Origin of the sequence: Aeromonas sp. QDB39 (assembly GCF_027707585.1) — a bacterium.
GTDB lineage: Bacteria > Pseudomonadota > Gammaproteobacteria > Enterobacterales > Aeromonadaceae > Aeromonas > Aeromonas hydrophila.
Genome location: NZ_JAPCIV010000014.1, coordinates 98,591 through 124,355, shown reverse-complemented (window position 1 = coordinate 124,355; position 25,765 = coordinate 98,591). Strand labels below are relative to the sequence as shown.

Genomic DNA, 25,765 nt, shown 5'->3' with positions numbered 1-25,765 from the left:
TTCAGGCAAGTCATGGATCCCGGCTTTATCGGGTACCGGGGCTGGCGAGCATAACCAGATCCCCGGCCTGCCCGGGGTTTTCTTTTAACCACGAGGATAAACCCATGAAAGATTGCAAAGGACAAGACTGCGCCGCAGTTGAAGGCGAACACTCGGTTGCCTGCCTCTACGGATACGCGCTCGCCCGCCTTGGGCTGACCGATACGCCGGAGATGCGCGTGCTCTTCTGGGATGCCAAGGATGTGCTGGTGTGGGATGAGGGAACCGATTCCTATGTGACACCACCGCCACTCAGTACGCCGACTCACGACTCTGACTGCTCAACCAACAATCACGGCGTGCCGGAGCTGTTAGGGGCGTGTGATTGCTCGCTGTCTGAGACTGTCGTGGGGATAATTCCAAGCGGCACTGTTGTGAAGATAAGCGGGGTCCCGGTATCGGTTGAGGTTGATACGCCCGTTCGTACCCACAAGAACAACATGGCGCTTATGAAAAGCAGCCAAGTCATGACCGGCGCAGGCACTGACAGCCAAGTGCCAGCCTAATAGCCACCGCGTTCAACTAAAGCCCCGGCCAGTCCGGGGCTTTTCATTGGGAATCAACCATGCAAATAACTGTTATAGCAGGGATTGAGATTAAGGATGTAGAAGCCTTCAAGAGGCGGTTTCTCAGCAAAACAGCCATCAATTCCGACTCTGGGTGCTGGATGTGGACTGGCGCCAAAGATAGAAAAGGTTACGGAAAATTTTCAGTTGGTGGAGCTTGCAACCATGAGGGCAAGAGAAGGAACTCTATGGTTACCGCATCAAGAGTTTCATACGAACTCTTTATAGGGCGAATACCTGAATCCGATGGGTATCACGGCCAGTGCATATTGCACCGGTGTGACACCCCATCCTGTGTTAACCCAGAGCATTTATTCCATGGAAGCAACATGGATAACGTAAAGGATATGGACAAGAAAGGCAGGAGAGTAACGGTAGCTAAAAGGGGGAGCGAGCACAAAAACTCCATCCTAACCGAAGAGGTTGTTGAACGGTTGTTCGATGAGATTAAGGAGAGGGCGTCAACTCAAGGTGAGCTCGCCAAGAAGTACGGCGTTTCTCTAGCCACAGTAAATCACATTAAAACTGGGCGGCTTTGGTCGCACATCACTGGAGTTATGCGGAAATGAAGATATTCATCTCTGGCCCTATGTCAGGCCTGCCCAACTTCAACCGAGACGCCTTCAGACATGAGGCCAAGCGCCTGCAAAGCGCCGGACACGCGACGCTAGCATCGGCATTTTTACCTGCTTTTGTTGAGCAGCATAAGCGAGAGGCAATCATATTTTCCGTTGATCAGGTTGTCATGCTGCCTGGGTGGGAAAGCTGCCCGCAAGCCACTGCAGAGCACGCTCTGGCCATCAAGCTCGGCAAGCCGGTGATCCTGACCTCAATCCTGCATGAGGAGGCTGCATGAGCATTGAGCTTGTGGCAGCCATAACCATTGGGTTCTTTTCAGGAATCCTCTTCTCATCCACAGCCATGCAGAAAATCAAGGATGAGTACGTCACGTCAGGCCATATGATCAACCGAGGCCAAGCGTACCGGGTTACCAAAGTAGAACAGGAGGTCGAGTGACCAAACAAAAGGCGGCTGGGATAGCAATCCTGGCCATTAACATTCTGGCCGTCATCGTGGCGGCCGACCTGTTTGTGAAGGGGTGAGTATGTGCAACTGCCTGACAATGGCGCGCGACCTATCCGAAACGCTCGGCGGGTGCTTTCCGCCAAGCACCCACGCGCCGAAGTGTGAGGACTTTAAGCAACTGGAGTTCTCCTGCATCAAGTTCGATAACGCCAGCTTTATTGTACCGGCGGATGAGCGTGATGGGGTGCTCGAGAACATCGACGGGCCGCATCAGGTTGAAACCGTGATGCTCACCCAAGACCAGTTCGACAAGCTGCCGGAGTGGGAGGGGTGAGCTGATGGCTATGTACACATGCTATTGGTGCCGCAAGCGCGTCGAAGAGGAGCATTTGATTCGTCGTGACTCCCGAGGATTTTGCAGCAGTGGTTGTATTGTCTCGTTCGTGAATAATGGTTGCCAACGCAAGGCAGGCAAGCAGAAGGATTAACGGCCCTTCCTTCAATCCAATTGGCGCCCCATCCTCAAGGACAGGAGGGCCACGCCAATGCAACAACTTCAACTGACCATCGACCAGGACAGCCAGCTTCTCAACGAGCTGGTCAGCGCCGTGCGCTCCCCCACCCTTTCCCGTTCGGCCAAGCTCGCCGAGATCGGCCGCATCCTGGCCTACTTCGATCTACCTATCGAAGCGCCACGGGTAGCCGGCCAGCTCTGGAGCGCAACCGATCTTGGAAAGGAGTTGGGGGTGAGCGCCCAAGCCATCGGCAGGCTGGCCAACCAGCACAACCTGAAAACCACCGAACTGGGGGAATACCGCCTTGACCAGGCGGCCAACTCCCGCAAGCAAGTTCAAACCTTCTACTACAACCAGCTTGGGCGTCACCGGCTCGAGTCACTATTAACCGCGAGGACCAAACCATGCAGCAATTTGTCTATCCCTGCGCCAAATGGGTAAGACCCAAGCTTTTCGCTGAACTGACCGGCATGACAGAGAAGGCCGCCGAAGGGCGCCGCCTGAAAGGAGAGTGGCCAGAGGGGCGAGTTTGGCTCAGGGCTCCTGACAATCAAATTCGTTACAACGTTGCGGAGTATGACAAGTGGGTCGAGTCAAGCATGATGATCTAGTGGCTGGCGTCACAGGATTAGAAGTTCATGGCAAAAAACTGCGCATCAACTTCACCTACAAAGGTGTCAGGTGTAGGGAGGTATTGGACCTCCCTATCACCAAGGCGAACGTGAAATTTGCCGCAAACAAGCTGGCTACGATAAAGCACGAGATAGCCATTGGCACATTCAGCTATGCCAATCACTTCCCTGACAGTCACGCATTGATTCGGTTCGGTGGAAGCCAGCAAAACATCACCATTTGGGAGGCATATCAAGATTTCTGGCGGCTTCACAAACCAATGCTAAAACCGACATCTCGCCATGGGTACCCGTTTGCCATTGAAGCATGCATCAACATCCTGGGAAGGGACCGACAGGTCTCAACACTTATGCCGAAGGACATTGAACTGATCCGCAATGAGCTCCACCTCTCACTCAAGCCAAACTCTATCGTTACCTACATAGGGAGATTCAGACAGTTGCTGCGTTGGTGTGAGAAAAATGACCTTATTGAGGATGCCGCAAAACTCACGGGAGGTGTGAGGCCCGTGACCAACAGAAAGACTTCTCCGGCAGACCCTTTTGAGTTTGATGAATATGCCAGGCTGTTAGACGCATGCACCCATGAACAGCAGCGCAACATGATCACCGTTGCCATTTACACTGGCCTCAGAACTGGAGAGCTTAGGGCGCTAGCATGGGAGGATATCGACCTCAACAAGGGGGTCATGCTCATCAGCAGGAACGTAAATAACGAATCAGACTACTTCAAGCTCCCCAAGACAAACGAAACCCGAGAAGTTGACCTACAACCACCGGTTATTGCAGCTCTGAGATCGCAGATGTCTTTATCGTTCATGCGCTCCCCTGTCTCGGTGACCGTAGACATGAATGGGCATGGTGAACTGCAGGCGATACGGCCAGTCTTTACACCAAAGGTGACTGGCCGCCATGTTCCACACGCCAAAGAGTTCTTCACTGCAACCGGAGTGTCTCACGCTTGGAGTAACATCATGAGGAGGGCCGGAGTCAGATACAGACGCTTCTACCAACTAAGACATACGTTTGCTAGTTGGAACCTGACCTCACATGGAAATCTTGCATATATTGCAGCGCAAATGGGTCATGCAGACCTTGAAATGTTACAATCCGTCTACGGAAAGTGGATCGCCTCAGCAAGTAAATCAGAGGCGGACAGGATCTGGGAGCAAATGCAATCAAAAGGCCTTTTTGCCCCAATGACGCCCCAAGAAAAAAAGATCCACGAGTAAGCGATTGATTTATCGAATGAATAGTCAACACCTACAATTCCCGGCAAAGGAACTGGAACCCCCCATGAACAAATTGCTTATCAAGAATGCCACCCTGGTCAACGAAGGCCGCATCTATGCCTCCGACGTGCTGATCGAGGGGGAACGGATCGCCCGCATCGCCCCGGATATCAGCGCCCCCGATGCAGTGGTGATCGATGCCGCAGGCCGTCACCTCATCCCCGGAATGATCGATGATCAGGTCCACTTCCGGGAGCCAGGGCTGACCCACAAGGGGACCATCGCCAGTGAATCCCGGGCCGCCGTGGCCGGTGGCACCACCAGCTTCATGGAAATGCCCAACGTCAATCCCCAGACCACCACCCTCGATGCCCTCGAAGCCAAATACCAGATAGCCGCCAACTCCTCCGCCGCCAACTACAGCTTCTACCTCGGCGCCACCAACGACAACCTGGAAGAGATCAAGAAGCTCGATCCCAAACAGTCCTGCGGCATCAAGATCTTCATGGGTGCCTCCACCGGCAACATGCTGGTGGACAATCAGGAGACCCTGGCCGCCATCTTCCGCGAGAGCCCGGTGATGATCGTCACCCACTGCGAAGACACCCCCACCATCAAGGTGCTGGAAGACGAAGCCCGCGCCAAGTGGGGCGAGGATGTGCCGATGCGCGAGCACGGCCGCATCCGCAGCGCCGACGCCTGCTACAAATCTTCCAGCCTGGCGGTCTCCCTGGCCAAGCAGTACGGCGCCAAGCTCCACGTGCTGCACCTGACCACCGCCAAGGAGCTGTCGCTCTTCACCGCCACCCCGGATCTGAAGGATCTCAAGGACAAGAACATCACCGCCGAGGTGTGCGTTCACCATCTGTTCTTCAACGAGGCGGACTACGACACCCTGGGCAGCCAGATCAAGTGCAACCCGGCGGTGAAGAGCGCCGCCGACCAGCACGCCCTGCTGGATGCGGTGCGCAATGACGTGCTCGACATCATCGCCACCGACCACGCCCCCCACACCTGGGAAGAGAAGCAGAACAGCTACTTCAAGGCGCCGTCCGGCGTGCCGCTGGTGCAGCACTCCCTGCTGGCGCTGCTGGAGCTCTACCACAACGGGGTATTCTCGCTGGAGACCATCGTCAAGAAGACCTCCCACGCGGTGGCCGAGCGCTTCCAGGTGCAGGATCGCGGCTACATCCGCGAGGGTTACTTCGCCGACCTGGTGCTGCTGGATCTGGGCAAGCCCTACGTGGTCAACGACAGCAACCTGCTCTATCTGTGCGGCTGGTCGCCCTTCAATGGCTACCGTTTCCACAGCACGGTGGAGATGACCCTGGTCAACGGTCAAATAGCCTGGCAAAACGGCCAGGTCACCAACGAGGTGCTGGGCAAGCGGCTCACCTTCACCCGCTGATCCCTCTTGTATGTGCGCCGTCACCACAGCGCCATCACAGGCCACCCACCCGGGCGGCCTGTCTTTTTGCCGCCGCTCACGGCCCCGCAATGAGCGGTTTTTCGGCGATTGGCGGCACTTTAAGCGCAGATTGCTCGCAAAGCAGGCGAACGATCCCGGAGTGGAATTTCCACTGTTGACAGGCAGGGTTCATCTCCATAAACTCAGCCCCCGTCAGCCGAGCTGACTCCGTCGGTGTGTAGCGCAGCCAGGTAGCGCATCTGCATGGGGTGTAGAGGGTCGGAGGTTCGAATCCTCTCACACCGACCAAATTCCCCGAGAAAGGCCTTGTCAGATGACAAGGCCTTTTCTTTTTGGTGCAACATGGCACCACGCGGCCTGCATTGTGCCGCCGATCGGTTTGTGCTGTAGTGATGCCCTGTGTTGCCAACCGGTGTTCGAGATGTCCTCTCCCCGCCCCTTTTGCCAGCGTCTGCTGTGGCTCGGCCTCTGCACTCTCCTGCTGCTCGGCTGCGCCACCCCTTATCAGAGCCAACCATCGTTCTGGAACGGCCAGACCGGTTTCTCCCAGACCCGGCTCGGGCCTGACAAGTGGCAGCTGGAATTTGTCGGCAACGATCTGGTGAGCCGGGAAACCGCTCGCAAGTATGTGCTGAAACGGGCGGGTGAAGTGGCGCAAGCCGAAGGTTATCAGTGGCTTGAGGTCAATGAATTGACCCTGCAACGGGACGCGGTCAGGGTGACGCCGAGTCGCCCTCTGTTCGGGTTTGATGACGACGAGCCAGATCCCTTTCTGGATCAGCGCACCGTGGAGCACCGCATCTCGGCGTTGCTCATCTTCACCCTCACTCGCAGCGCGAAAAACGACCAAACCATGAAAGCCGATTATCTTGCAAACATTAAAATAAACAGCGATTAATATAGCTAAATTGCAAGATCTATATCACATACAACTAATGACAAGATAAAATTCTGCCACAAGGCGCTGGATTTACCCCCCCGGATTAGGCATGCTGCCAGCACACCGGCTGTCAGGAATCTACGGCTCGGATCACAAAAACGGACTGAAGTGGCACCCTTGCCGCTTGAAACGCTCTGCACTTATCAAAACTGGGACCCACCCCATGAAAATGAATAAATTGACGGTTGCCATCCTCATCGCGATGCTGGTTGGTATCCTGACTGGCCAGGGCTATCGCATGTTTGCCCCTGACCAGGCCGCCGGCTTTGCCAGCGATATCACCCTGTTGACCGATATCTTCCTGCGTCTGATCAAGATGATCATCGCCCCCCTGGTGTTCACCACCCTGGTGGTCGGCATCGCCAAGATGGGCGATACCCGCACCGTGGGCCGTATCGGCGCCAAGACCCTGGGCTGGTTCATGCTGGCCTCCCTGCTGTCACTGACCCTGGGTCTGGTGATGGTCACCCTGATGCAACCGGGCGTGGGGCTCTCCCTCTCCCTGCCTGACGACACCGCCAGCTCCGGCGTGGTTGCCAGCGCCATCTCCCTCAAGGATTTCGTCACCCACGCCATTCCAAAAAGCGTGATCGAGGCGATGGCCACCAACGAGATCCTGCAGATCGTGGTGTTCTCCCTGTTCTTCGGGCTGGCTGCCGCCGCGCTGGGTGATGCCGCCAAACCGGTGGTGATGCTGATGGCCAGCGCCGCCGAGATCATGCTCAAAGTGACCGGCTACGTGATGAACTTCGCCCCGTTCGCGGTGTTTGGCGCCATTGCCGCCATGGTCGCCAAGGAAGGGCTCGGCATCCTCGCCACCTATGGCACCTTCATGGCGCAGTTCTACCTGGCACTGGGTTGCCTCTGGCTGCTGCTGATCGCCATGGGCAGCCTGTTTATCCGCCGCCGCATCGTGACCCTGCTGGCGATGATCCGAGAGCCGATCCTGCTGGCCTTCTCCACCGCCAGCTCCGAAGCTGCCTACCCCAAGACCCTGGATCGTCTGGAGAAGTTCGGTTGTGACAAACGCATCGCCAGCTTCGTGCTGCCGATGGGCTACTCCTTCAACCTGGATGGCTCCATGATGTACTGCACCTTTGCGGTGATGTTCATCGCCCAGGCCTACGGCATCGAGCTCTCCATGGCCCAGCAAATCACCATGCTGCTGCTGCTGATGGTCACCTCCAAGGGGATGGCCGGCGTACCGCGCGCCTCCCTGGTGGTGATTGCCGCCACCCTCAACCAGTTCCACATTCCGGAAGCGGGCATCCTGCTGCTGCTCGGCATTGACCACTTCCTCGACATGGGTCGCTCCGCCACCAACGTGCTGGGCAACGCCATCGCCGCCAGCGTGGTCGCCAAGAGCGAGGACAGCCTGGGTGAAACCGAACCTCTGGGTGAGGTGGATACCGCCAAGGCGTGATCCCAGCATCACCTCCATCAAAACGGCCCGCAGACGCGGGCCGTTTTTTTATGTCTCATGGCGACACGACAAGGCTCAGTACCAACGCCTCACCCGCCGGCAATAATCAGCATAGCCATCGCCAAAGCGGGCCCGCAGCGCCCGCTCCTCCGGCACTATCTGCCAGCGGCTGAGCCAGCCCCACAGCAGCAGCGGACCGAGCCACACCAGCAGCCCGCCCAGATAACAGGCCAGTGCCATCGTCCAGCAGAGCAGCCCCAGGTACATGGGATTGCGGCTGAAGCGATAGAGCCCGCCCGTTACCAGCGCACTGGCCTGCTCGGGGTGCAGCGGCGTCACCGTGGTACCCTGGCGGCGAAAGCGCAGCACGCCCCCCAAGCCAAACACAGTGCCCAGCACCGCCAGCAACAGAGCGGCCAGCCACCAACCGGCGCCAATGCCACTCTCGGCGACGCCCTCCCATCCCAGCATGGCCGCCACGATCAGACCAAACAGCAGCAGCGGTGGCACCCGACACTCAAGACTCATCATCTATTGACTCCTGGAGGGTGCCACGATCGGCACCTTGCGTTACACTTCCCGACGGGAATAGTGCCCTGGAAAATTGTCAAAGTTCATAACAATAACAATGCCTTGGCTACACTTTATCCCATCTGCGTGAAAACGGCCCCCTAGCGGCCGTCATGCACCTCAACCCAAACAATAAAAAAGGAACCACCCCATGCACAAGAAGACACTGCTGGCCACGCTGATCCTGGGCCTGCTGGCCGGTCAGGCCGTCGCGGCCCCTTACCTGCCGCTGGCCAGCGATCATCGCAACGGCGAAGTGCAGACCGCCAGCAATGCCTGGCTGGAAGTCGATCTCGGCGCCTTCGAGCACAACATCCAGACCCTCAAGGATCGCCTCGGTGACAAAGGGCCGAAGATCTGCGCCATCATGAAGGCCGACGCCTACGGCCACGGCATCGACCTGCTGGTGCCCTCGGTGGTGAAAGCGGGTATCCCCTGCATCGGCATCGCCAGCAATGAAGAAGCTCGTGTCGCCCGCGAGAAGGGCTTCACCGGCCGCCTGATGCGGGTGCGTGCCGCCACCCCGGCCGAAGTGGAACAGGCCCTGCCCTACAAGATGGAAGAGCTCATCGGCAGCCTGGTGAGTGCCCAGGGCATCTCCGACATCGCCCAGCGCCACCACACCAATATCCCGGTGCATATCGCGCTCAACTCCGCCGGCATGAGCCGCAACGGCATCGATCTGCGTCTGGCTGACTCCAAGGAAGACGCGCTGGCCATGCTCAAGCTCAAGGGGATCACCCCGGTCGGCATCATGACCCACTTCCCGGTGGAGGAGAAAGAGGACGTCAAGATGGGGCTGGCCCAGTTCAAGCTGGACTCCCAGTGGCTGCTGGAAGCGGGCAAGCTGGATCGCAGCAAGATCACCATCCACGCCGCCAACTCCTTCGCCACTCTGGAAGTGCCGGACGCCTACTTCGACATGGTGCGCCCGGGCGGCCTGCTGTACGGCGACTCCATCCCCTCCTACACCGAGTACAAGCGGGTGATGGCGTTCAAGACCCAGGTTGCCTCCGTCAACCACTACCCGGCCGGCAACACCGTCGGTTATGACCGCACCTTCACCCTCAAGCGCGACTCCTGGCTCGCCAACCTGCCGCTGGGCTACTCCGATGGCTATCGCCGGGCGCTCAGCAACAAGGCCTATGTGCTGATCCAGGGCCAGAAGGTACCGGTGGTGGGCAAGACCTCCATGAACACCATCATGGTGGACGTGACCGATCTCAAGGGAGTCAAACCCGGTGACGAGGTGGTGCTGTTCGGCCGCCAGGGTGAGGCCGAGGTGAAGCAGGCGGATCTGGAGGAGTACAACGGCGCCCTGCTGGCGGACATGTACACCATCTGGGGCTACACCAACCCCAAGAAGATCAAGCGCTAAGCCAGTCTTTGCCATAAAAAAGGGCTCCCGTGGGAGCCCTTTTGCTTGTTTGCCAATTATGCCGTTTTCTTGCGGGTCACCCAGAGGCTCAACCCCATGGAAGCCAGCAGGATCAGCGCAACCACACCCAATGCAATGCCGGTGGGGATCTTGAAGATATCCAGCAGCAGCATCTTGACCCCGATGAACATCAGGATCAGCGCCAGGCCGTACTTGAGCAGGGCAAAGCGCTCGGCCACGCCGGCCAGCAGGAAGTACATGGCACGCAGACCCATGATGGCGAAGATGTTGGAGGTCAGAACGATGAAGGGATCCGTGGTCACCGCGAAGATGGCCGGGATGCTGTCCACCGCGAAGATGAGATCGCTCACCTCCACCAGCACCAGGATCAGCAGCAGCGGCGTGGCGTAGCGCACACCGTCACGCCAGACGAAGAACTTCTCCCCCTCCAGGGTCTCGGTCACCTTGAAGCGACGGCGCATCCAGCCCAGCAGCGGGTTGTTGGCCAGATCCGGCTCCTTGTCGGCCGCCCACAGCATCTTGACCCCGGTCAGCAGCAGGAAGGCGCCGAACAGGTAGAGGATCCAGTGGAACTGCTCGATGAGCCAGCTGCCGGCGAACACCATGCCGGCGCGCATCACGATGGCACCCAGTACCCCGTACAGCAGCACCCGGCGCTGCAGCTCGGCCGGAATGGCAAAGTAGCCGAACAGCATCAACCAGACGAAGACGTTGTCCACCGCCAGCGCCTTCTCGATGAGGTAGCCGGTGAGGAACTCCAGCCCCTTCTGGTTGGCAATCTCGCGCCCGGCACTGTGATCCAGCCAGAACCAGATGGCCAGGTTGAACAAGAGCGCCACGCTGATCCAGATGAGGGACCAGACACCTGCCTCTTTGAGCGACACCTTGTGCGCCTTGCCACCGCCGACAAAGCGGATATCAATCCATAACAGGACCAGCACTATGCTGAAGAAACCGGCCCACATCCACCATTCACCCATGTTCACTTCTCCCAAAAACGACAAAACCCACGACCGAGAGGCGTGGGTTTGCGTTTGGAGCAGATACACCTTGCCTCTCGGCAAGGTCTCACTTACAGCCGACTTGCGTCAACTGCCCGGCTGCCGGGTGCACTGCAGGATATGGGTGCACCGTAATGACGACAAACCGGCGAGAAGTTACTCCCCTTGTTGCGCGGATAGTAACAGCGGAAAAAGATAACGCCAAGAGGCATCTTCATGCCGGCTGCAAAAAAACAGGGCGCCACCCGGGCGCCCAGTTCTGCCTGCTCATCCTCAGAGCGGATCCGCCTTGAGGCAGGAGACCGCATGGTCGAAGTTGCCCTCGAGCTGGGGCCGGGTCTTGGCACACTCAGGACCAGCCACCGGGCAGCGAGTACGGAACACGCAGCCTGAGGGCGGGTTCATCGGCGATGGCAAATCCCCCTCCAGGATCTGGATGGTCTTGCTGCGCTCCAGATCCGGATCCGGAATGGGCACGGCCGACATCAGCGCCTTGGTATAGGGGTGCAAGGGGTTGGCGAAGATCTCCTTGCGGGTCCCCAGCTCCACCGCATTGCCCAGATACATCACCAGCACCCGATCCGAAATGTGCTTGACCACCGACAGGTCGTGGGCGATGAAGATGAGCGATAGCCCCATCTCCTTCTGGATAGCCTTGAGCAGGTTGACTACCTGCGCCTGAATGGAGACGTCCAGCGCCGACACCGGCTCGTCACAGATGATCATCTTGGGCTCTAGGATCAGCGCCCGGGCGATGCCGATGCGCTGGCACTGACCGCCGGAGAACTCATGGGGGTAGCGGTTGACCAGGTTGGGCAAGAGCCCCACCTTGCTCATCATGGCCCGCACCTTCTCCTTCACCTGATCTCGGGAGAGGTCGGGATAGAAGGTGATGAGCGGCTCGGCGATGATGTCGCCGATGGTCATGCGCGGGTTGAGGGAGGCCAGCGGATCCTGGAAGATCATCTGGATCTCTTTGCGCTTCTCGCGCAGCGCCTTCTGGTCGAGCTTGGTCAGATCGTTGCCCAGCCACACCACCTTGCCGTCGGTGGCCGGCACCAGGCCGATCAGCGCCCGGGCAAAGGTGGATTTGCCACAGCCCGACTCCCCCACCACACCGAGGGTCTCCCCTTCGTACAGGCGCAGGGTCACCCCGTCCACCGCCTTCAGGGCGGAGGGTTTGGCCCAGGGCCAGGCCTTGTCACTCTTGATGCTGAAGTGGACCTTGAGGTCGGACACTTCCAGCAGCAGTTTCTTGTCAGTCCCCATTTAGTTCACTCCCTTGATCATGGCATCCGATACCCAGTGGCAGGCCCGCTCCCGGCCGTCGTTGAACGGCGTCAGGATCGGTGACTGCTTGCCGCAAATCTCGCTCACCCGGTGGCAGCGCTCCTGGAAGGGGCAGCCGGTGGGCAGACGCAGCAGGTTGGGCGGATTGCCCGGGATGGTGGGCAGCTCTTCCCCTTCGGTGTCGAGGCGGGGAATGGCGCGCAACAAGCCCTCGGTATAGGGGTGGCTCGGACGATAGAAGATATCGTTGACCTTGCCGTACTCCATGGTGCGGCCGGCATACATCACCAGCACCTTGTCGCAAATGCCCGCCACCACGCCCAAGTCGTGGGTGATCATGATGATGGCGGTGTTGAACTCGCGCTTGAGCTCGTTCATCAGGGTCATGATCTGGGCCTGTACGGTCACGTCCAGCGCGGTGGTCGGCTCGTCGGCGATCAGCAGTTGCGGCCGGCACAACAGCGCCATGGCGATCATCACCCGTTGGCGCATGCCACCGGAAAATTCGTGAGGATACATCCCCATCCGCTTGCGCGCTTCCGGGATCTTGACCGCGTCCAGCATGCGCACCGACTCTTCGAACGCTTCGGCCTTGCTGACGCCCTTGTGCAGCATCAGCACTTCCATCAGCTGATCCTTCACCTTCATGTAGGGGTTGAGCGAGGTCATGGGGTCCTGGAAGATCATGGCGATCTTCTCGGAGCGGATCTTATTGAGCTTATGCTCCGGCAGGTTCAGGATCTCGTCGCCCTGAAATTTGGCCGAACCGGTGATGACACCGTTCTTGGCCAGCAGCCCCATGATGGCGAACGCGGTCTGGGACTTGCCCGAACCGGACTCGCCGACGATCCCCAGGGTTTCGCCCGCAGCGAGGGAGAAGTTGAGGTCGTTGACCGCCACCACATTGCCGTCCGGGGTCTTGAACTCGACCCGCAGATCTTTTACATCCAGTAATTTCATAAAAACTCCTTATCGATCTTTCGTGACGTTTTCCTGTCGATCCGATGCGCTATCCGCCCGATTGAGCCGCACTCTGCGGCCCCTCGACGCGTTGTTTCAGCGCTCCTTCGCCGTTCTATCAGCGATCTTTCGCCGCTTTCTCAGCGATCCTTCGGATCGAGGGCGTCACGCAGACCATCCCCGAGGAAGTTGAAGCAAAACAGGGTCACCACCATGAAACCGGCGGGGAACAGGAGTTGCCAGATGGCCACTTCCATCGACTTGGAGCCTTCATCCAGCAGAGCACCCCAGCTGGTCATGGGCTCTTGTACGCCCAGCCCCAGGAAGCTCAGGAAGGATTCGAACATGATCATGCCCGGCACCAGCAGGGTGGCGTAGACCGCCACGATACCGAGCACGTTCGGCACGATGTGACGGGTGATGATCTTCCACTTGGAGACGCCGCATACGTGAGCCGCCTCGATGAACTCCTTGCTCTTGAGGCTCAGGGTCTGGCCTCGCACGATCCGCGCCATGTCGAGCCAGCTCACCGCGCCGATGGCGATGAAGATGAGCGCCAGGTTGCGGCCGAAGAAGGTCACCAGCATGATCACGAAGAACATGAAGGGGAAGGCGTTGAGGATCTCAAGCACCCGCATCATCAGGCTGTCGACCCGACCTCCGATGAAGCCGGAGGCCGCGCCGTAGAGGGTGCCGATGATGACGGCCACCATGGCCCCCATGATGCCGACCATCAGCGAGATGCGCCCGCCGAGCAGGGTGCGCACGAACAGATCGCGCCCCAGGCTGTCGGTGCCGAACCAGTGGCCGGTTTCCATGTCCGGAGCCGCCTGCATGGCGCCCCAGTCAGGATCGTCGAAGGTGTATTGGGACAGATGTGGCCCCACGATCACCGCCAGACCGATGATGGTCAGGATGATGAGGCTGGTGAGCGCGGCCTTGTTGCGCAGGAAACGGCGACGGGCATCCTTCCACAGGGAGCGTCCTTCCACCACTTCCACTTGCTGGGCGAACGCCTCGACGGCTTCGCGTTTTTCAGTTGTGACAACCATGATGTACTCCCGACTTAGTAACGGATCTTGGGATCGATAAAGGCATAGAGAATATCGACCACGGCGTTAAAGGTGATGGTGAGGGCGCCGACCAGAATGGTCAGACCGAGCACCATGGAGTAATCACGGTTGAGGGCACCGTTGACGAACAGCTGGCCAATCCCCGGCAGGCCGAAGATGGTCTCGATCACCACGGAACCCGTGATGATGCCCACGAACGCCGGTCCCAGATAGGAGACCACCGGCAGCATGGCCGGACGCAGCGCGTGCTTGAGGATGATGTGACGCAGCGGCAGGCCCTTGGCGCGGGCGGTGCGGATGAAGTTGGAGTTCATGGTCTCGATCATGCTGCCCCGCATGATCCGCGAGATGGCGGAGATGTAGTACATCATCATACCGAACACCGGCAGCACCATGAATTGCACCCCGCCGCCCTGCCAGCCACCGGCCGGGAACCAGCCGAGATGAATACTGAACAGCAACACCAGCAAGGGAGCCAGCACAAAGCCCGGGATCACCACCCCGGCCATGGCCGACGACATCAACAGGTAGTCGATGACGGTATTCTGTTTCAAGGCGGCAATGGTGCCGAAGGTGACCCCCAGTGTCACCGCGAACAGAAAGGCGAAAGAGCCAATCTTGGCCGATACCGGCAGTGCCTGGCTCACCAGATCGTTGACGGTGAAGTCCTTGTATTTAAAGGAGGGACCGAGGTCGCCCTGCACCAGATTGCCCAGATAGGTGAGGTATTGCACGCCGATGGGCTTGTCGAGGCCATATTTGGCTTCGATGTTGGCCAGTACTTCCGGCGGCAGGGAGCGTTCGCTGGTGAAGGGGTTGCCCGGCGCGAAACGCATCATGAAGAAGGAGACGGTGATCAAGACCAGCAGAGTCGGGATCGCTTCCAGTAGACGTTTAAAAATGAATTTCAACATAGACAATTCCTGTCCTGTACTGCTTCCAAAGGGTCGCGGTTGTAATAAAGGCCCGCCATCCGGCGGGCCTGCTTTGTTATGCGACGTGTTACTTTACTCAGTGAGCAATGATGTACATGTCTTTGCTGTAGAGGTTGTCCAGCGGGTTGGCCGGGTAGCCGCCCACGTAGGACTTGACCATGCGGGAGGTCACGTACTGATAGATGGGAGCGATCGGCATGTCCTTGGCCAGGATCTCTTCAGCCTGCACATAGAGCTTGTTGCGGGCATCGGCATCCACCTGATTGCGCGACTCGTTCATCAGCTTGTCAAACGCCGGGTTGGAGTATTTGCCGTCGTTGTTGCCGTGCGTGGTCTGCATCAGATCCAGCATGGAAGAGGCTTCGTTGTAGTCGGCGATCCAGCCGGCACGGCCCACATCAAACTGACCCTGCTTCTTGGTTTCCAGGTAGGTTTTCCACTCCTGGTTGACCAGGCTCACCTGCACGCCCAGCTTCTTCCACATGGAAGCCACGGCAACCGCCACTTTCTTGTGGTTGTCGTCGGTGTTGTAGAGCAGCTCGAACTTGAGCGGTTTGCCCGGGCCGAAACCGGCTTCGGTCAGCAGCTCTTTCGCCTTGGCATCGCGCTCTGCCTGGGTCAGCTTGGACCAGGCCGGCGCCACCGGCTTGAAGCCGTCCACGAAATCAGGCACCAGGGTGTAGCCCGGAGTTTCCCCCTTGCCCATCACCTTGTCGGCGATCACGTTGCGGTCGATGGCATAAGAGAGGGCGGTACGCACCCGCACGTCATCAAACGGCTTGTGCTTGAAGTTGTACTGGTAGTAGTAGGTACCCACATAGCCGCTCACCTTCACCTCGTTCGGCAGCTCTTTCTTCATCTGCTTGAAGCGCTCGATGGGCATGTTGTAGGTAAGATCCACTTCGCCGGCCAGATAGCGGTTCAGCTCGGCGTTGGTGGACTGGATCGGCAGATAGGTCACCTTGTTGATGACGGTCTTGGCGTTGTTCCAGTAGTTCGGGTTGCGCTCGACGTCGACGCGCTCGTTGACCACCCAATCCTTCAGCACATAGGCACCGTTGGATACCATGTTGCCGGGCTGGGTCCACTTGTCACCGAACTTCTCGATCACCTTCTTCGGCACCGGGTAGGTGGTGGTGTGGGAGAGCATGCTGACGAAGTAAGGCACCGCCTTCTCCAGCTGTACCTCGAAGGTGTAGTCGTCCACTGCCTTCACGCCCAGGGTGTCGGCCGCTTTCTTGCCGGCGATGATCTCGCTGGCATTGACGATGGTCGGGATCTCCAGATACCAGGAGTAGGGAGACGCCGTCTTGGGATCCACGGCCCGCTTGAAGGCGAACTCGAAATCGTGGGCTGTCACGGGATCCCCGTTGGACCACTTGGCATCTTTGCGCAGGTGGAACACGAAGTGTTTGTTGTCCTTGGTTTCCCAGGACTCGGCCATGGCGGGAAGCACTTCCCCTTTGGGGCCGGAGGCAACGAGACCTTCGAACAGGTCACGCAGAATATTGGATTCAACCGTTCCTTCGGTTTTGTGCGGGTCGAGAGTGGCAGGCTCGGAGCCATTGCCTTTTACCAGCTGCTGAACATCAGCCAGTTTGGTACCTGCGGGAACATCGGCGGCTTGTGCCGCGTTGACACCGCCGAACAGTGCTGCCACCAAGAGGGTATTAATCATTGTTTTTTTATGAGTCATTTCCATACTCCACAAGAACATTCCATGCAATTTTCCATCAACGGGATAAGTACCCCGCTGCCAGCATAATTCCCTGACATTTCTGATAATGCAATAGATATTGTCAGGCAGGACTGGACTTTATGGTCAAAAAAGCAGCTTTTAACCAATTATTCAGAATTTAAATATCGCGTGATGGACGTTTTTTATACAAACCCGCTCGATTCTAGGAAATGACCAACAAAAAAGAAACAATAAAAAGCCGGTCACGAGGACCGGCTCCAACAAAACAGACCTGAATCACATCAATCCGGGGAAGACCCCCTTGATCCCCGCCACCATGATCTCGATGCCAAGCGACATCATGATGAGACCCATGATCCGGGTGACCACGTTGATGCCGGTGTTGCCCATCACCTTGAACAGCAGGGGGGCGGCGCGGAAGATGAGCCAGGAGCAGAAGGCAAACACCATCACCACCACCGACATCCCCAGCATCTGGGACCAGGTGCTCTGGCTGGCATAGACAATAGAGGAAGAGATGGCGCCGGGGCCGGCCATCAGCGGCAGCGCCAGCGGCACCACAGCGACAGATTCCCGCGCGGCGAGCTCCCCTTTCTCCTGCTTGTTGTGCTTCACCTCCCCCAGCTTGCCCTGCAGCATAGACCAGGCGATCAGGGTGATGAGCGAGCCGCCGGCAATGCGAAACGACGCCAGCGAGATGCCGAAACCATCGAGGATCAGCTGCCCCATGTACATGGAGACCAGCAGGATGATCATCACCGCAATGTTGGCGGTGGTGTTGGTCTTCATCCGCTCTTCCGGCGTTTGATGGCTGGTCAGGCTGACAAACACCGGCAACAGGCCGAGCGGGTTGATGATCGCGAACAAACCGATGAAAAACTTCAGATATAAAGAGACGTCAATTGCTGCCATAGGCGCCATCCAGAAGTAGAACGAGGCCCTGCGGGCCACCCCGATAAACCGTGCGTAAATTTACACCATGGCCGAAACCTTCACCAATCAAATAATCTCACCCTTTCCGTGGCTTTTCAGTTAGTTCCTCTAATGTCACGACGAAATTCAACATATCGAGTTGTTAATAAAGATTGTCGCCATTTAACACTCTGATAAAATCACTTCGAGTTTTATGCGGCCACGGAGTTTTGGCGCAACATTTCATCTTCGTAAAAAAGGATTTTGTAATGATTGATACGGACATCAAGTTGCAATGGCATCTGGATTCACTGCCCGCAGGCAGTGTCGACCCGCTGCAGGGCTTCTTCGACCGGCTGCCGGTTGATCCCTATATCCAGGGCCGCTTTCGCGAACGCCGTTACGGCCGGGTTGAAAAAGAGGGCAGCCGCTTTTATCCCCTCGACAACGGCGTCTTCTTCCAGGCGGCCGCCATCAACAAGTTCCTGGGGGACGTGCCCAGAACCTATGCCGAGCTGGATCCCGCCTTCGTCGCCCACCCCACCTTCCAGCTGATGCTGACCCGCTTTGCCCGCCACACCCGGCTGGCGGATGGCCAGGCCATCGGCATTCACCAGATGCGCATAGTCACCGGCGAAGGTGAAAGCGTGCCGCCCGCCCCGGAAGGCGTGCATCAGGACGGCTTTGATTTCATCGGGGTGTTCTTTTGTGGCAGTGACGGGGTCAGCGGCGGCGCCTTGCAGCTCTATCATGGATTAAAAGAACAACCATTTTTTCAACAACAATTAAACGCTGGCGAGTATCTGATCCTGGATGATCGCCGTTTCTATCACAATGCCGCCCCCATACTGCCCCAGGGTCCGCACCGGGGACACTGGGACGTAATCGTGCTAACTGCTTGAAAAATGGTGCGTGAGCCCCTGTTCACGCCCCATTCATCCCGCTTCTGGCCCACTCAACAACTGCGCAACATCTGGCAAACATGTATTGTGAAACAAAATTTCTTTTGTTCTTTTGTTACACATGATCCAGATCAAGTTTTTCTGAGTCAGCCCCGCTCTATAATCGACTCAGAAAGCGATTTAGTAAGGCATGTAAATACCCCGTTGTGGTGATTCTGTTCTTGACAGGGCATCTATAATTGCCGGGCATTGCCAACGTCTTACTAAACAGTTTTCAAATCATCAGGAGATAAACATGGCAGTAACCAATATGGCTGAACTGGATGCACTGGTCGCCCGCGTCAAAGAAGCACAGCGTGAATTCGCCAGCTTCTCGCAAGAGCAGGTAGACAAGATCTTCCGTGCCGCCGCCCTGGCCGCCAGCAATGCCCGTATCCCCCTGGCCCAGATGGCCGTGGAAGAGTCCGGTATGGGTATCATCGAAGACAAGGTTATCAAGAACCACTTCGCCTCCGAATACATCTACAACAAGTACAAAGAAGAGAAGACCTGCGGCATCCTCAGTGAAGATGACGAGATGGGTACCATCACCATCGCCGAGCCGGTAGGTATCATCTGTGGTATCGTGCCGACCACCAACCCGACCTCCACTGCGATCTTCAAATCACTGATCTCCCTGAAGACCCGCAACGCCATCATCTTCTCCCCGCACCCCCGTGCCAAGAACTCCACCAATACCGCTGCCAAGCTGGTACTGGATGCAGCCATTGCCGCCGGTGCGCCGAAAGACATCATCGGCTGGATCGATCAACCGACCGTTGAACTCTCCAACGCCCTGATGAAGCACAACGACATCAACCTGATCCTGGCCACCGGTGGCCCGGGCATGGTGAAAGCCGCTTACTCCTCTGGCAAACCTGCCATCGGTGTAGGTGCCGGTAACGTGCCTGTTGTCATCGACGAAACTGCCGATGTGAAGCGCGCCGTCGCCTCCATCCTGATGTCCAAAACCTTCGACAACGGCGTGGTCTGTGCCTCCGAGCAAGCCGTCATCGTCGTTGACTCCATCTATGACCAGGTGAAAGAGCGTTTCGCGACTCACAACGGTTATGTGCTGACCAAGGAAGAAGCTGACAAGGTCCGCAAGGTCATCCTGATCAACGGTGCCATGAACGCCAACATCGTGGGCCAGCCTGCCACCAAGATCGCCGAAATGTCCGGCGTGACCGTGCCCCCCACCACCAAGATCCTCATCGGTGAAGGTCTGGAAGTGTGTGAAGAGGAAGAGTTCGCTCACGAGAAGCTCTCCCCGACCCTGGGTATGTTCCGTGCCAAGAACTTCGAAGAAGCCGTCGAAATGGCCTGCACCATGGTCAACCTGGGCGGTATCGGCCACACCTCCGGTCTGTACACCGACCAGGACCGCAACGCCGACCGCATCAAGTACTTCGGCGACAAGATGAAGACCGCCCGTATCCTGATCAACACCCCGACCACCCAGGGTGGTATCGGTGACCTGTACAACTTTGCCATCGCACCGTCCTTGACGCTGGGTTGCGGTTCCTGGGGTGGTAACTCCATCTCCGAAAACGTGGGTCCCAAGCACCTGATCAACAAGAAGACAGTCGCAAAACGGGCAGAAAATATGCTGTGGCACAAACTTCCGAAATCCATCTACTTCCGTCGTGGTTCCCTGCCGATCGCCCTGGGCGACCTGGAAGGTAAAAAGCGCGCACTGGTCGTGACCGACCGCTTCCTGTTCAACAACGGCTACGCCGACGAAGTGGTTCGTCTGCTCAAGGGCCTGAAGATGGAAGTGGAAGTGTTCTACGAAGTAGAAGCCGACCCGACCCTGTCTGTGGTTCGCAAAGGCGCCGAGATGGCCCACTCCTTCAAGCCGGACGTGATCGTCGCGCTGGGCGGTGGTTCACCGATGGATGCGGCCAAGATCATGTGGGTGATGTACGAGCACCCGGAAACCGCGTTCGAAGATCTGGCCATGCGCTTCATGGACATCCGCAAGCGTATCTACAAGTTCCCGAAAATGGGCGTGAAGGCCGAACTGGTCTGTATCACCACCACTTCCGGTACCGGTTCTGAAGTGACCCCGTTTGCGGTCGTGACCGACGACGCCACTGGCATGAAATACCCGCTGGCCGACTACGAGCTGACCCCGAACATGGCCATCGTCGACGCCAACCTGGTCATGGGCATGCCCAAATCCCTGTGTGCCTTCGGCGGTATCGATGCCGTGACTCACGCCATGGAAGCCTACGTTTCCGTACTGGCCAACGAGTACTCCGACGGTCAGGCGCTGCAAGCCCTGAAACTGCTCAAAGAGTACCTGCCGTCCAGCTACCAGAACGGTGCCAACGACCCGGTTGCTCGCGAGAAAGTGCACAACGCTGCCACCATCGCCGGTATCGCGTTCGCCAACGCCTTCCTGGGTGTGTGCCACTCCATGGCCCACAAACTGGGTGCTGAGTTCCACATTCCGCACGGTCTGGCCAACGCCCTGCTGATCAGCAACGTGATCCGCTACAACGCCAACGACAACCCGACCAAGCAGACTGCGTTCTCCCAGTACGACCGTCCGCAGGCTCGCCGTCGCTACGCCGAAGTGGCCGACCACCTGGGTCTGACTGCCGCCGGTGACCGTACCGCCGCCAAGATCGAGAAGCTGCTGGTATGGCTGGACGAGCTGAAAGCCACCCTGGGCATCCCGGCCTCCATCCGTGAAGCCGGCGTGTCTGAAGCTGACTTCCTGGCCAAGGTTGACCAACTAGCCGTGGAAGCCTTCGATGACCAGTGCACCGGCGCCAACCCGCGCTACCCGCTGATCAGCGAGCTGAAAGCCATCCTGCTGGACACCTACTACGGCCGTCCCTTCACCGAAGACGCTCAGGTAGCGGCCAAGGTTGAAGCCAAGGTTGAAGGCAAGAAGAAGTCCAAAGCCTGATAAGCTGAACCGACTCGAGAGCCCGCGCACATGCGCGGGCTTTTTTGTTTGTCTATCTGCTTAATTTTGCTAGCTTGTTCATAGGCATTCATGAAATGCGAGCTAGCGTATGGCGCTGATACAAGCCTCCATCGAGCAGTTGCGGGTAGGCCACTACATCCATCTCCCCACGGGATGGACCAACCACCCTTTTATGTTCAATGCATTCAAGATCAAGGATCAGCAGCAACTCGACATCATTCGCCATCTCGATCTCAGCCTGCTGATGGTGGATCCCGACAAGAGCGACCTGCCTATCGAACCCATCTTGCGCGGTGACATTCCTTCCGCCGGGCCTGACCTGTCGATCATCGAAGAGCTGGTGGAGAGCGGCCCTGCCCCGTTTGATGAGAAAGCCTTTCGCCGTTCCCTGCGCGCCGCCGACAAGGCCTTCGGCCAATCCATGTCCGAGCTGCGCGATGCACTGGGGGCACTCAACCTCAAGCCGGACGAAGGGCTCGCCAACACGGCGCAGATAGTACGCAACGCCGCCGCCCGCATCAGTGCCCACGAAGGTCCGCTCGGTCTGCACCTCATTCGCAGCCCGCATACCGACATCCTGCTGCAGCACAGCCTGAACGTGGCCTTCATCGCCATGTTGATGGCCCGCGAGCTCGGCATGAACCCCATTGAAATCGAAGAGACCGGGCTGGCCGGCCTGGTGCACGACATTGGCGAGCTGAAGATCCCGACCCAGATCACCCAGAAACGGGGGGAGCTCAACAAGTCGGAGCAAAACTTCCTCAACATGCACCCCCAGTACGGGCTGGAGATGCTGACCCAGCTGCAGGCCTTCGAGCCCAAGATCCGCCAGGTGGCCCATCTGCATCATGAGCGCCTCGACGGCAGCGGCTTTCCGCTCGGCATCAAGGGGGGCGAGATCCCGCCGCTGGCGCGGATCATCGGGCTGGTGGATTACTATGACGAGCTGCTGCACCCGCGCAACAGCGCCACGCCGGCGGCGCCGAGCCAGGCCATCAGCCAGCTCTACAAGCTGTCGCAGAAGAAATTCGACCAGGATCTGGTCAAACTGCTGATCAAGGTGCTGGGGGTCTATCCGCCCGGTTCGCTGGTGATGCTCTCCGACGACTCGGTGGCGCTGGTGCTCTCCACCGAGCCCACCATGCCGCTCAAGCCCAAGGTGCTGCCCTACCTCAAGGCACAGCGGCCGGAAGGGGTGGCGATGATCGACCTGCGGGAAGATGAGCGCACTATCAAATCATTTATCAAGCAGGAAGAGCTGGATGAGGGGCAACGGCTGTTTTTCAACCTGACCCGACGCTTCTGTTACTATTTTGCCTTCTGAGTTATCCCCAGAAGCTGGGGATAACTCATTGGACAAACCTGAATAATCACTCGATTGCCCGCAAAATTGTTCGCCATCCACCATGGATAAAAAACGCCCAGCCAAGGGGCCGGGCGGAGCATGCCACCTCCGTGTGGCGTATCCAGCGGATACATTCATGCTCCATCCAGCAATATCAACCCTTGGGCGATTACACAAATATCAATTTAACATGCTGATTTAATATGGTTTTATTTCACGTTTCTGGCACACTGCGGCCGCAATCCCGCCCTGGCGCCCCGCAGAACAAGATCCTGATCACATTTATTCAAGGTTGCCGCTTTTTTCGGCACGGACTCTGAGGAACGTTTTTTATGCAGTTGGTCCTCTCCCTGCTTCAACAGATGAGCGTCAGCCTGGTCATCGCCTACCTCTTTTCCAAGAGTCCGCTGCTGCGTCCGCTGGCCAACTACTCGGTCAGGCTGCCTCACAAGGTGCTCATCTACATTACCTTCTCCTGCTTCTGCATTCTCGGCACCTACGTGGGGCTGGACATCGACGACGCCATCGCCAATACCCGCGCCGTCGGCGCCGTGCTGGGCGGGCTGCTGGGGGGCCCGCTGGTAGGCTTTCTGGTGGGGCTGACCGGCGGCCTGCACCGCTATACCCTGGGTGGCTTCACCGATCTCGCCTGCGCCATCTCCACCACCTGCGAGGGGCTGCTGGGCGGGCTGGTGCACTGGCGGCTGATGCGGGCGGGTAAGATGGACGCCCTGTTCGAGCCGCGCATCGCCTTCTTCACCACCCTCTACGCCGAGATCATGCAGATGGTGATCATCCTGCTGGTGGCCACGCCATTCGATAAATCCCTGCTGCTGGTGCGCACCATCGCCACCCCGATGATCCTGGCCAACTCCTGCGGCGCCGCACTCTTCATCAGCATGATCCGCGATCAGCAGCAGATGTACGAGAAGTTCTCCCGGGTCTTCTCCGCCAAGGCGCTCAATATCGCCAACCGCACCGTCGGCATCATGAATCAGGGCTTCACCCCCGAGGCCAGCCACAAGATTGCCCGCATCATCCAGGAGGAGACCGGGGTGGGCGCCGTCGCCATCACGGATACCGACAAGATCCTCGCCTTCATCGGCATCGGCGAGGATCACCATCAACCTGGTACCCCCATTACCTCGGCCATCACCATGCAGGCTATCGCCCGCAACAAGGTGCTGTTTGCCGACGGCAACAGCCAGCCCTACCGCTGCAGCATCTCGCCCCAGTGCCAGCTCGGCTCGGTGCTGGTGATCCCGCTGCACGGCGACGAGGGGGTGATCGGTACCATCAAGCTCTATGAGCCCAAGAAGCGGCTGTTCCTCAAGATCAACCACACCCTGGGGGAAGGGATTGCCAACCTGCTCTCCCAGCAGTTGCTGACCGGCCGGCTGGAGCAGCAGCAGCGACTGCTGGTGCAATCCGAGCTCAAGCTGGTGCAGGCCCAGATCAATCCCCACTTTCTGTTCAACACCCTCAACACCATCAGCGCCATCACCCGGCGCGAACCGGAGCGGGCGCGCCAACTGCTGCTGCACCTCTCCCTGTTCTTTCGCAAGAACCTCAAGCGCCAGAGCGGCCTGGCCACTCTGCAGGAGGAGCAGGAGCACTGCCAATCCTATCTGGAGATCGAGCTGGCCCGCTTTGGCGACCGGCTGACGGTGCAAAACGAGATCCCGCCGACCCTCGCCGACCTCAAGCTACCGAGCTTCACCCTGCAGCCCCTCATCGAGAACTCCATCAAGCACGGCATCTCCACCCTGCTGGAGCAGGGGCACATTCGCCTCTACACCGAGCAGACGGCAGAGCGGGTCACCATCCACGTGGAGGACAATGCCGGCACCTGGCAGGAGAAACCGGCCGGCGACGGGCTCGGCATGACCTTGGTGGACCGGCGCCTCAAGAGCGCCTTCGGCAACCGCTATGGCCTGAGCGTCAGTTGCGAGCCCGACTGCTGGACCCGGGTCTCCGTCACCCTGCCAAGGGAATTGCCATGATCCGGCCGCCGTCCCACACCATCTTCACTCACTACCCCAGCCACGCAGGAGAACCCCATGATCCGCACCCTCATCGTCGATGACGAGCTTTACGCCCGCGAGGAGCTGATGCAGCACCTGGCCGCCGAGCCCGATATCGAACTGCTGGGGGCGGCCGCCAATGCCATCGAGGCGCTGCCGCTTATTCAGCGGCTCAAACCCGACGTGGTGTTTCTCGATATCCAGATGCCCAAACTCAGCGGCATGGAGCTGGTGGCCATGCTCGATCCCCTGCCCCGCATCGTCTTCGTCACCGCCTTTGACGAATACGCCATCCAGGCATTCGAGGAGAACGCCTTCGACTACCTGCTCAAACCGGTGGAGCCGGCCCGCCTCGCCAAGACGCTGGCGCGGCTCAGGCAAGATCTAACCCCCCAGCCCATGACGGCGCTCGCCCCCGCCATTCGCCACATCCCGGGCTACCTGCACAACCGGGTACGGCTGCTGCCCATCGAGCAGGTGGAGTACGCCTTCTCCGATCTCGGCGGGGTGCACGTGGCGAGCCAGGGCGAGCTGTTCCACACCCAGCTCACCCTCAAATCTCTGGAGGAGAAGACCCCGCTGCTGCGCTGCCACCGCCAGTACCTGGTGGCCCCGGCCGCCATCTTCGAGATCCGGCTGCTGGAGAACCAGCTGGCGGAGATAGTGACGCCGAGCGGCGCCCGGGTGCCGGTCAGCCGCCGTTACCTGAAAGAGTTGAAGGAGATGCTGGGGCTGGAGTAAGCCCCGCGATGTGAGCCGGATCACGAGCGCCGACCGTTCGGTCCGCCATATGACCGCTCATGCCGTTTTACCTGCCGTTAACAGAGCAAGCCCCTACACTGGCCGCGCACACCCAACAATAACAAAGCAGGA

Annotated in this window: 24 protein-coding genes and 1 tRNA gene; 17 read left to right on the top strand and 8 right to left on the bottom strand. The window is 58.5% G+C overall.

Translation table 11 applies throughout. The annotated features are described in order from the left end of the window. Window positions 1-104 precede the first annotated feature (104 nt). The 11 genes from PG899_RS10440 (at window position 105) to PG899_RS10390 (ending at window position 7,802) form a co-directional block, all read left to right on the top strand. Window positions 105-545: a hypothetical protein gene (locus PG899_RS10440; RefSeq protein WP_053288691.1), complete on the top strand. Its 441-nt coding sequence runs from the start codon at window positions 105-107 to the stop codon at window positions 543-545. Between the two features lie 59 nt (window positions 546-604). Next, window positions 605-1,174, top strand: coding sequence for an HNH endonuclease (locus PG899_RS10435; RefSeq protein WP_223940106.1), 570 nt, complete (start codon window positions 605-607; stop codon window positions 1,172-1,174). Continuing rightward, a complete protein-coding gene (locus PG899_RS10430; RefSeq protein ID WP_270697354.1) occupies window positions 1,171-1,461 on the top strand; it encodes a DUF4406 domain-containing protein in 291 nt (96 codons plus the stop codon). Before PG899_RS10435 ends, PG899_RS10430 begins: the two co-directional genes overlap by 4 nt. Next, window positions 1,458-1,622, top strand: a complete 165-nt coding sequence (locus PG899_RS10425; protein ID WP_270697353.1) for a hypothetical protein — start codon at window positions 1,458-1,460, stop codon at window positions 1,620-1,622. Before PG899_RS10430 ends, PG899_RS10425 begins: the two co-directional genes overlap by 4 nt. An 88-nt stretch (window positions 1,623-1,710) precedes the next feature. Then, window positions 1,711-1,965, top strand: a complete 255-nt coding sequence (locus tag PG899_RS10420; RefSeq protein ID WP_270697352.1) for a hypothetical protein — start codon at window positions 1,711-1,713, stop codon at window positions 1,963-1,965. Between the two features lie 211 nt (window positions 1,966-2,176). Beyond that, on the top strand, window positions 2,177-2,587 hold the full coding sequence (locus tag PG899_RS10415) for a hypothetical protein (protein WP_270697351.1): 411 nt from the start codon (window positions 2,177-2,179) through the stop codon (window positions 2,585-2,587). 142 nt (window positions 2,588-2,729) lie between these two features. Further along, window positions 2,730-4,010: a site-specific integrase gene (locus tag PG899_RS10410; protein WP_270697350.1), complete on the top strand. Its 1,281-nt coding sequence runs from the start codon at window positions 2,730-2,732 to the stop codon at window positions 4,008-4,010. 64 nt (window positions 4,011-4,074) lie between these two features. After that, complete coding sequence (locus tag PG899_RS10405) at window positions 4,075-5,418, top strand: dihydroorotase (protein WP_005302169.1); 1,344 nt, start codon at window positions 4,075-4,077, stop codon at window positions 5,416-5,418. Between the two features lie 232 nt (window positions 5,419-5,650). Further along, window positions 5,651-5,727 (top strand) — tRNA-Pro (locus tag PG899_RS10400). 133 nt (window positions 5,728-5,860) lie between these two features. Then, entirely contained in the window at window positions 5,861-6,337 is a 477-nt protein-coding gene (locus tag PG899_RS10395) for a CC0125/CC1285 family lipoprotein (RefSeq protein WP_190284133.1), read from the top strand. A 205-nt stretch (window positions 6,338-6,542) separates the two neighbouring features. After that, window positions 6,543-7,802: a dicarboxylate/amino acid:cation symporter gene (locus PG899_RS10390; protein WP_024944897.1), complete on the top strand. Its 1,260-nt coding sequence runs from the start codon at window positions 6,543-6,545 to the stop codon at window positions 7,800-7,802. Window positions 7,803-7,877: 75 nt separating this feature from the next. Here the strand turns inward: PG899_RS10390 and PG899_RS10385 are convergent, their stop codons facing one another. Continuing rightward, window positions 7,878-8,333, bottom strand: a complete 456-nt coding sequence (locus PG899_RS10385; RefSeq protein WP_190284132.1) for a methyltransferase family protein — start codon at window positions 8,331-8,333, stop codon at window positions 7,878-7,880. Window positions 8,334-8,523: 190 nt separating this feature from the next. Between PG899_RS10385 and alr the strand changes: the two genes are divergently transcribed. Beyond that, a complete protein-coding gene (alr, locus tag PG899_RS10380) occupies window positions 8,524-9,750 on the top strand; it encodes an alanine racemase (RefSeq protein WP_190284131.1) in 1,227 nt (408 codons plus the stop codon). 56 nt (window positions 9,751-9,806) lie between these two features. Here the strand turns inward: alr and PG899_RS10375 are convergent, their stop codons facing one another. From PG899_RS10375 to PG899_RS10345, 7 genes are all read right to left on the bottom strand, one after another. Beyond that, window positions 9,807-10,751 (bottom strand): TerC family protein, encoded by a 945-nt coding sequence (locus PG899_RS10375; RefSeq protein WP_045527098.1) that lies wholly within the window; start codon window positions 10,749-10,751, stop codon window positions 9,807-9,809. Window positions 10,752-11,045: 294 nt separating this feature from the next. Next, window positions 11,046-12,041 (bottom strand): murein tripeptide/oligopeptide ABC transporter ATP binding protein OppF, encoded by a 996-nt coding sequence (oppF, locus tag PG899_RS10370; protein WP_011706426.1) that lies wholly within the window; start codon window positions 12,039-12,041, stop codon window positions 11,046-11,048. Beyond that, window positions 12,042-13,022 carry an ABC transporter ATP-binding protein gene (locus PG899_RS10365; RefSeq protein WP_017408089.1) on the bottom strand — a complete coding sequence of 327 codons (981 nt, stop codon included), beginning with the start codon at window positions 13,020-13,022 and terminating at the stop codon, window positions 12,042-12,044. It abuts the gene before it with no gap. 140 nt (window positions 13,023-13,162) lie between these two features. Continuing rightward, window positions 13,163-14,074, bottom strand: coding sequence for an oligopeptide ABC transporter permease OppC (gene oppC / locus PG899_RS10360; protein ID WP_011706428.1), 912 nt, complete (start codon window positions 14,072-14,074; stop codon window positions 13,163-13,165). Window positions 14,075-14,088: 14 nt separating this feature from the next. Next, complete coding sequence (gene oppB / locus PG899_RS10355; protein WP_011706429.1) at window positions 14,089-15,009, bottom strand: oligopeptide ABC transporter permease OppB; 921 nt, start codon at window positions 15,007-15,009, stop codon at window positions 14,089-14,091. 97 nt (window positions 15,010-15,106) lie between these two features. Continuing rightward, window positions 15,107-16,726 carry an ABC transporter substrate-binding protein gene (locus PG899_RS10350; RefSeq protein ID WP_011706430.1) on the bottom strand — a complete coding sequence of 540 codons (1,620 nt, stop codon included), beginning with the start codon at window positions 16,724-16,726 and terminating at the stop codon, window positions 15,107-15,109. A gap of 279 nt (window positions 16,727-17,005) precedes the next feature. Beyond that, entirely contained in the window at window positions 17,006-17,641 is a 636-nt protein-coding gene (locus tag PG899_RS10345; RefSeq protein WP_016351085.1) for a YchE family NAAT transporter, read from the bottom strand. Window positions 17,642-17,910: 269 nt separating this feature from the next. On the opposite strand from PG899_RS10345, the gene PG899_RS10340 reads away from it, so the two are divergent. The 5 genes from PG899_RS10340 (at window position 17,911) to btsR (ending at window position 25,633) form a co-directional block, all read left to right on the top strand. Further along, entirely contained in the window at window positions 17,911-18,543 is a 633-nt protein-coding gene (locus tag PG899_RS10340; protein WP_190284129.1) for a 2OG-Fe dioxygenase family protein, read from the top strand. A gap of 295 nt (window positions 18,544-18,838) precedes the next feature. After that, window positions 18,839-21,502, top strand: a complete 2,664-nt coding sequence (gene adhE / locus PG899_RS10335; protein WP_016351087.1) for a bifunctional acetaldehyde-CoA/alcohol dehydrogenase — start codon at window positions 18,839-18,841, stop codon at window positions 21,500-21,502. Window positions 21,503-21,611: 109 nt separating this feature from the next. Further along, window positions 21,612-22,847, top strand: a complete 1,236-nt coding sequence (locus PG899_RS10330; protein WP_102988522.1) for an HD-GYP domain-containing protein — start codon at window positions 21,612-21,614, stop codon at window positions 22,845-22,847. Between the two features lie 353 nt (window positions 22,848-23,200). After that, window positions 23,201-24,871 (top strand): sensor histidine kinase, encoded by a 1,671-nt coding sequence (locus PG899_RS10325; protein ID WP_190284128.1) that lies wholly within the window; start codon window positions 23,201-23,203, stop codon window positions 24,869-24,871. 57 nt (window positions 24,872-24,928) lie between these two features. After that, a complete protein-coding gene (btsR, locus tag PG899_RS10320) occupies window positions 24,929-25,633 on the top strand; it encodes a two-component system response regulator BtsR (protein ID WP_041217000.1) in 705 nt (234 codons plus the stop codon). The last annotated feature ends 132 nt before the right edge of the window (window positions 25,634-25,765 follow it).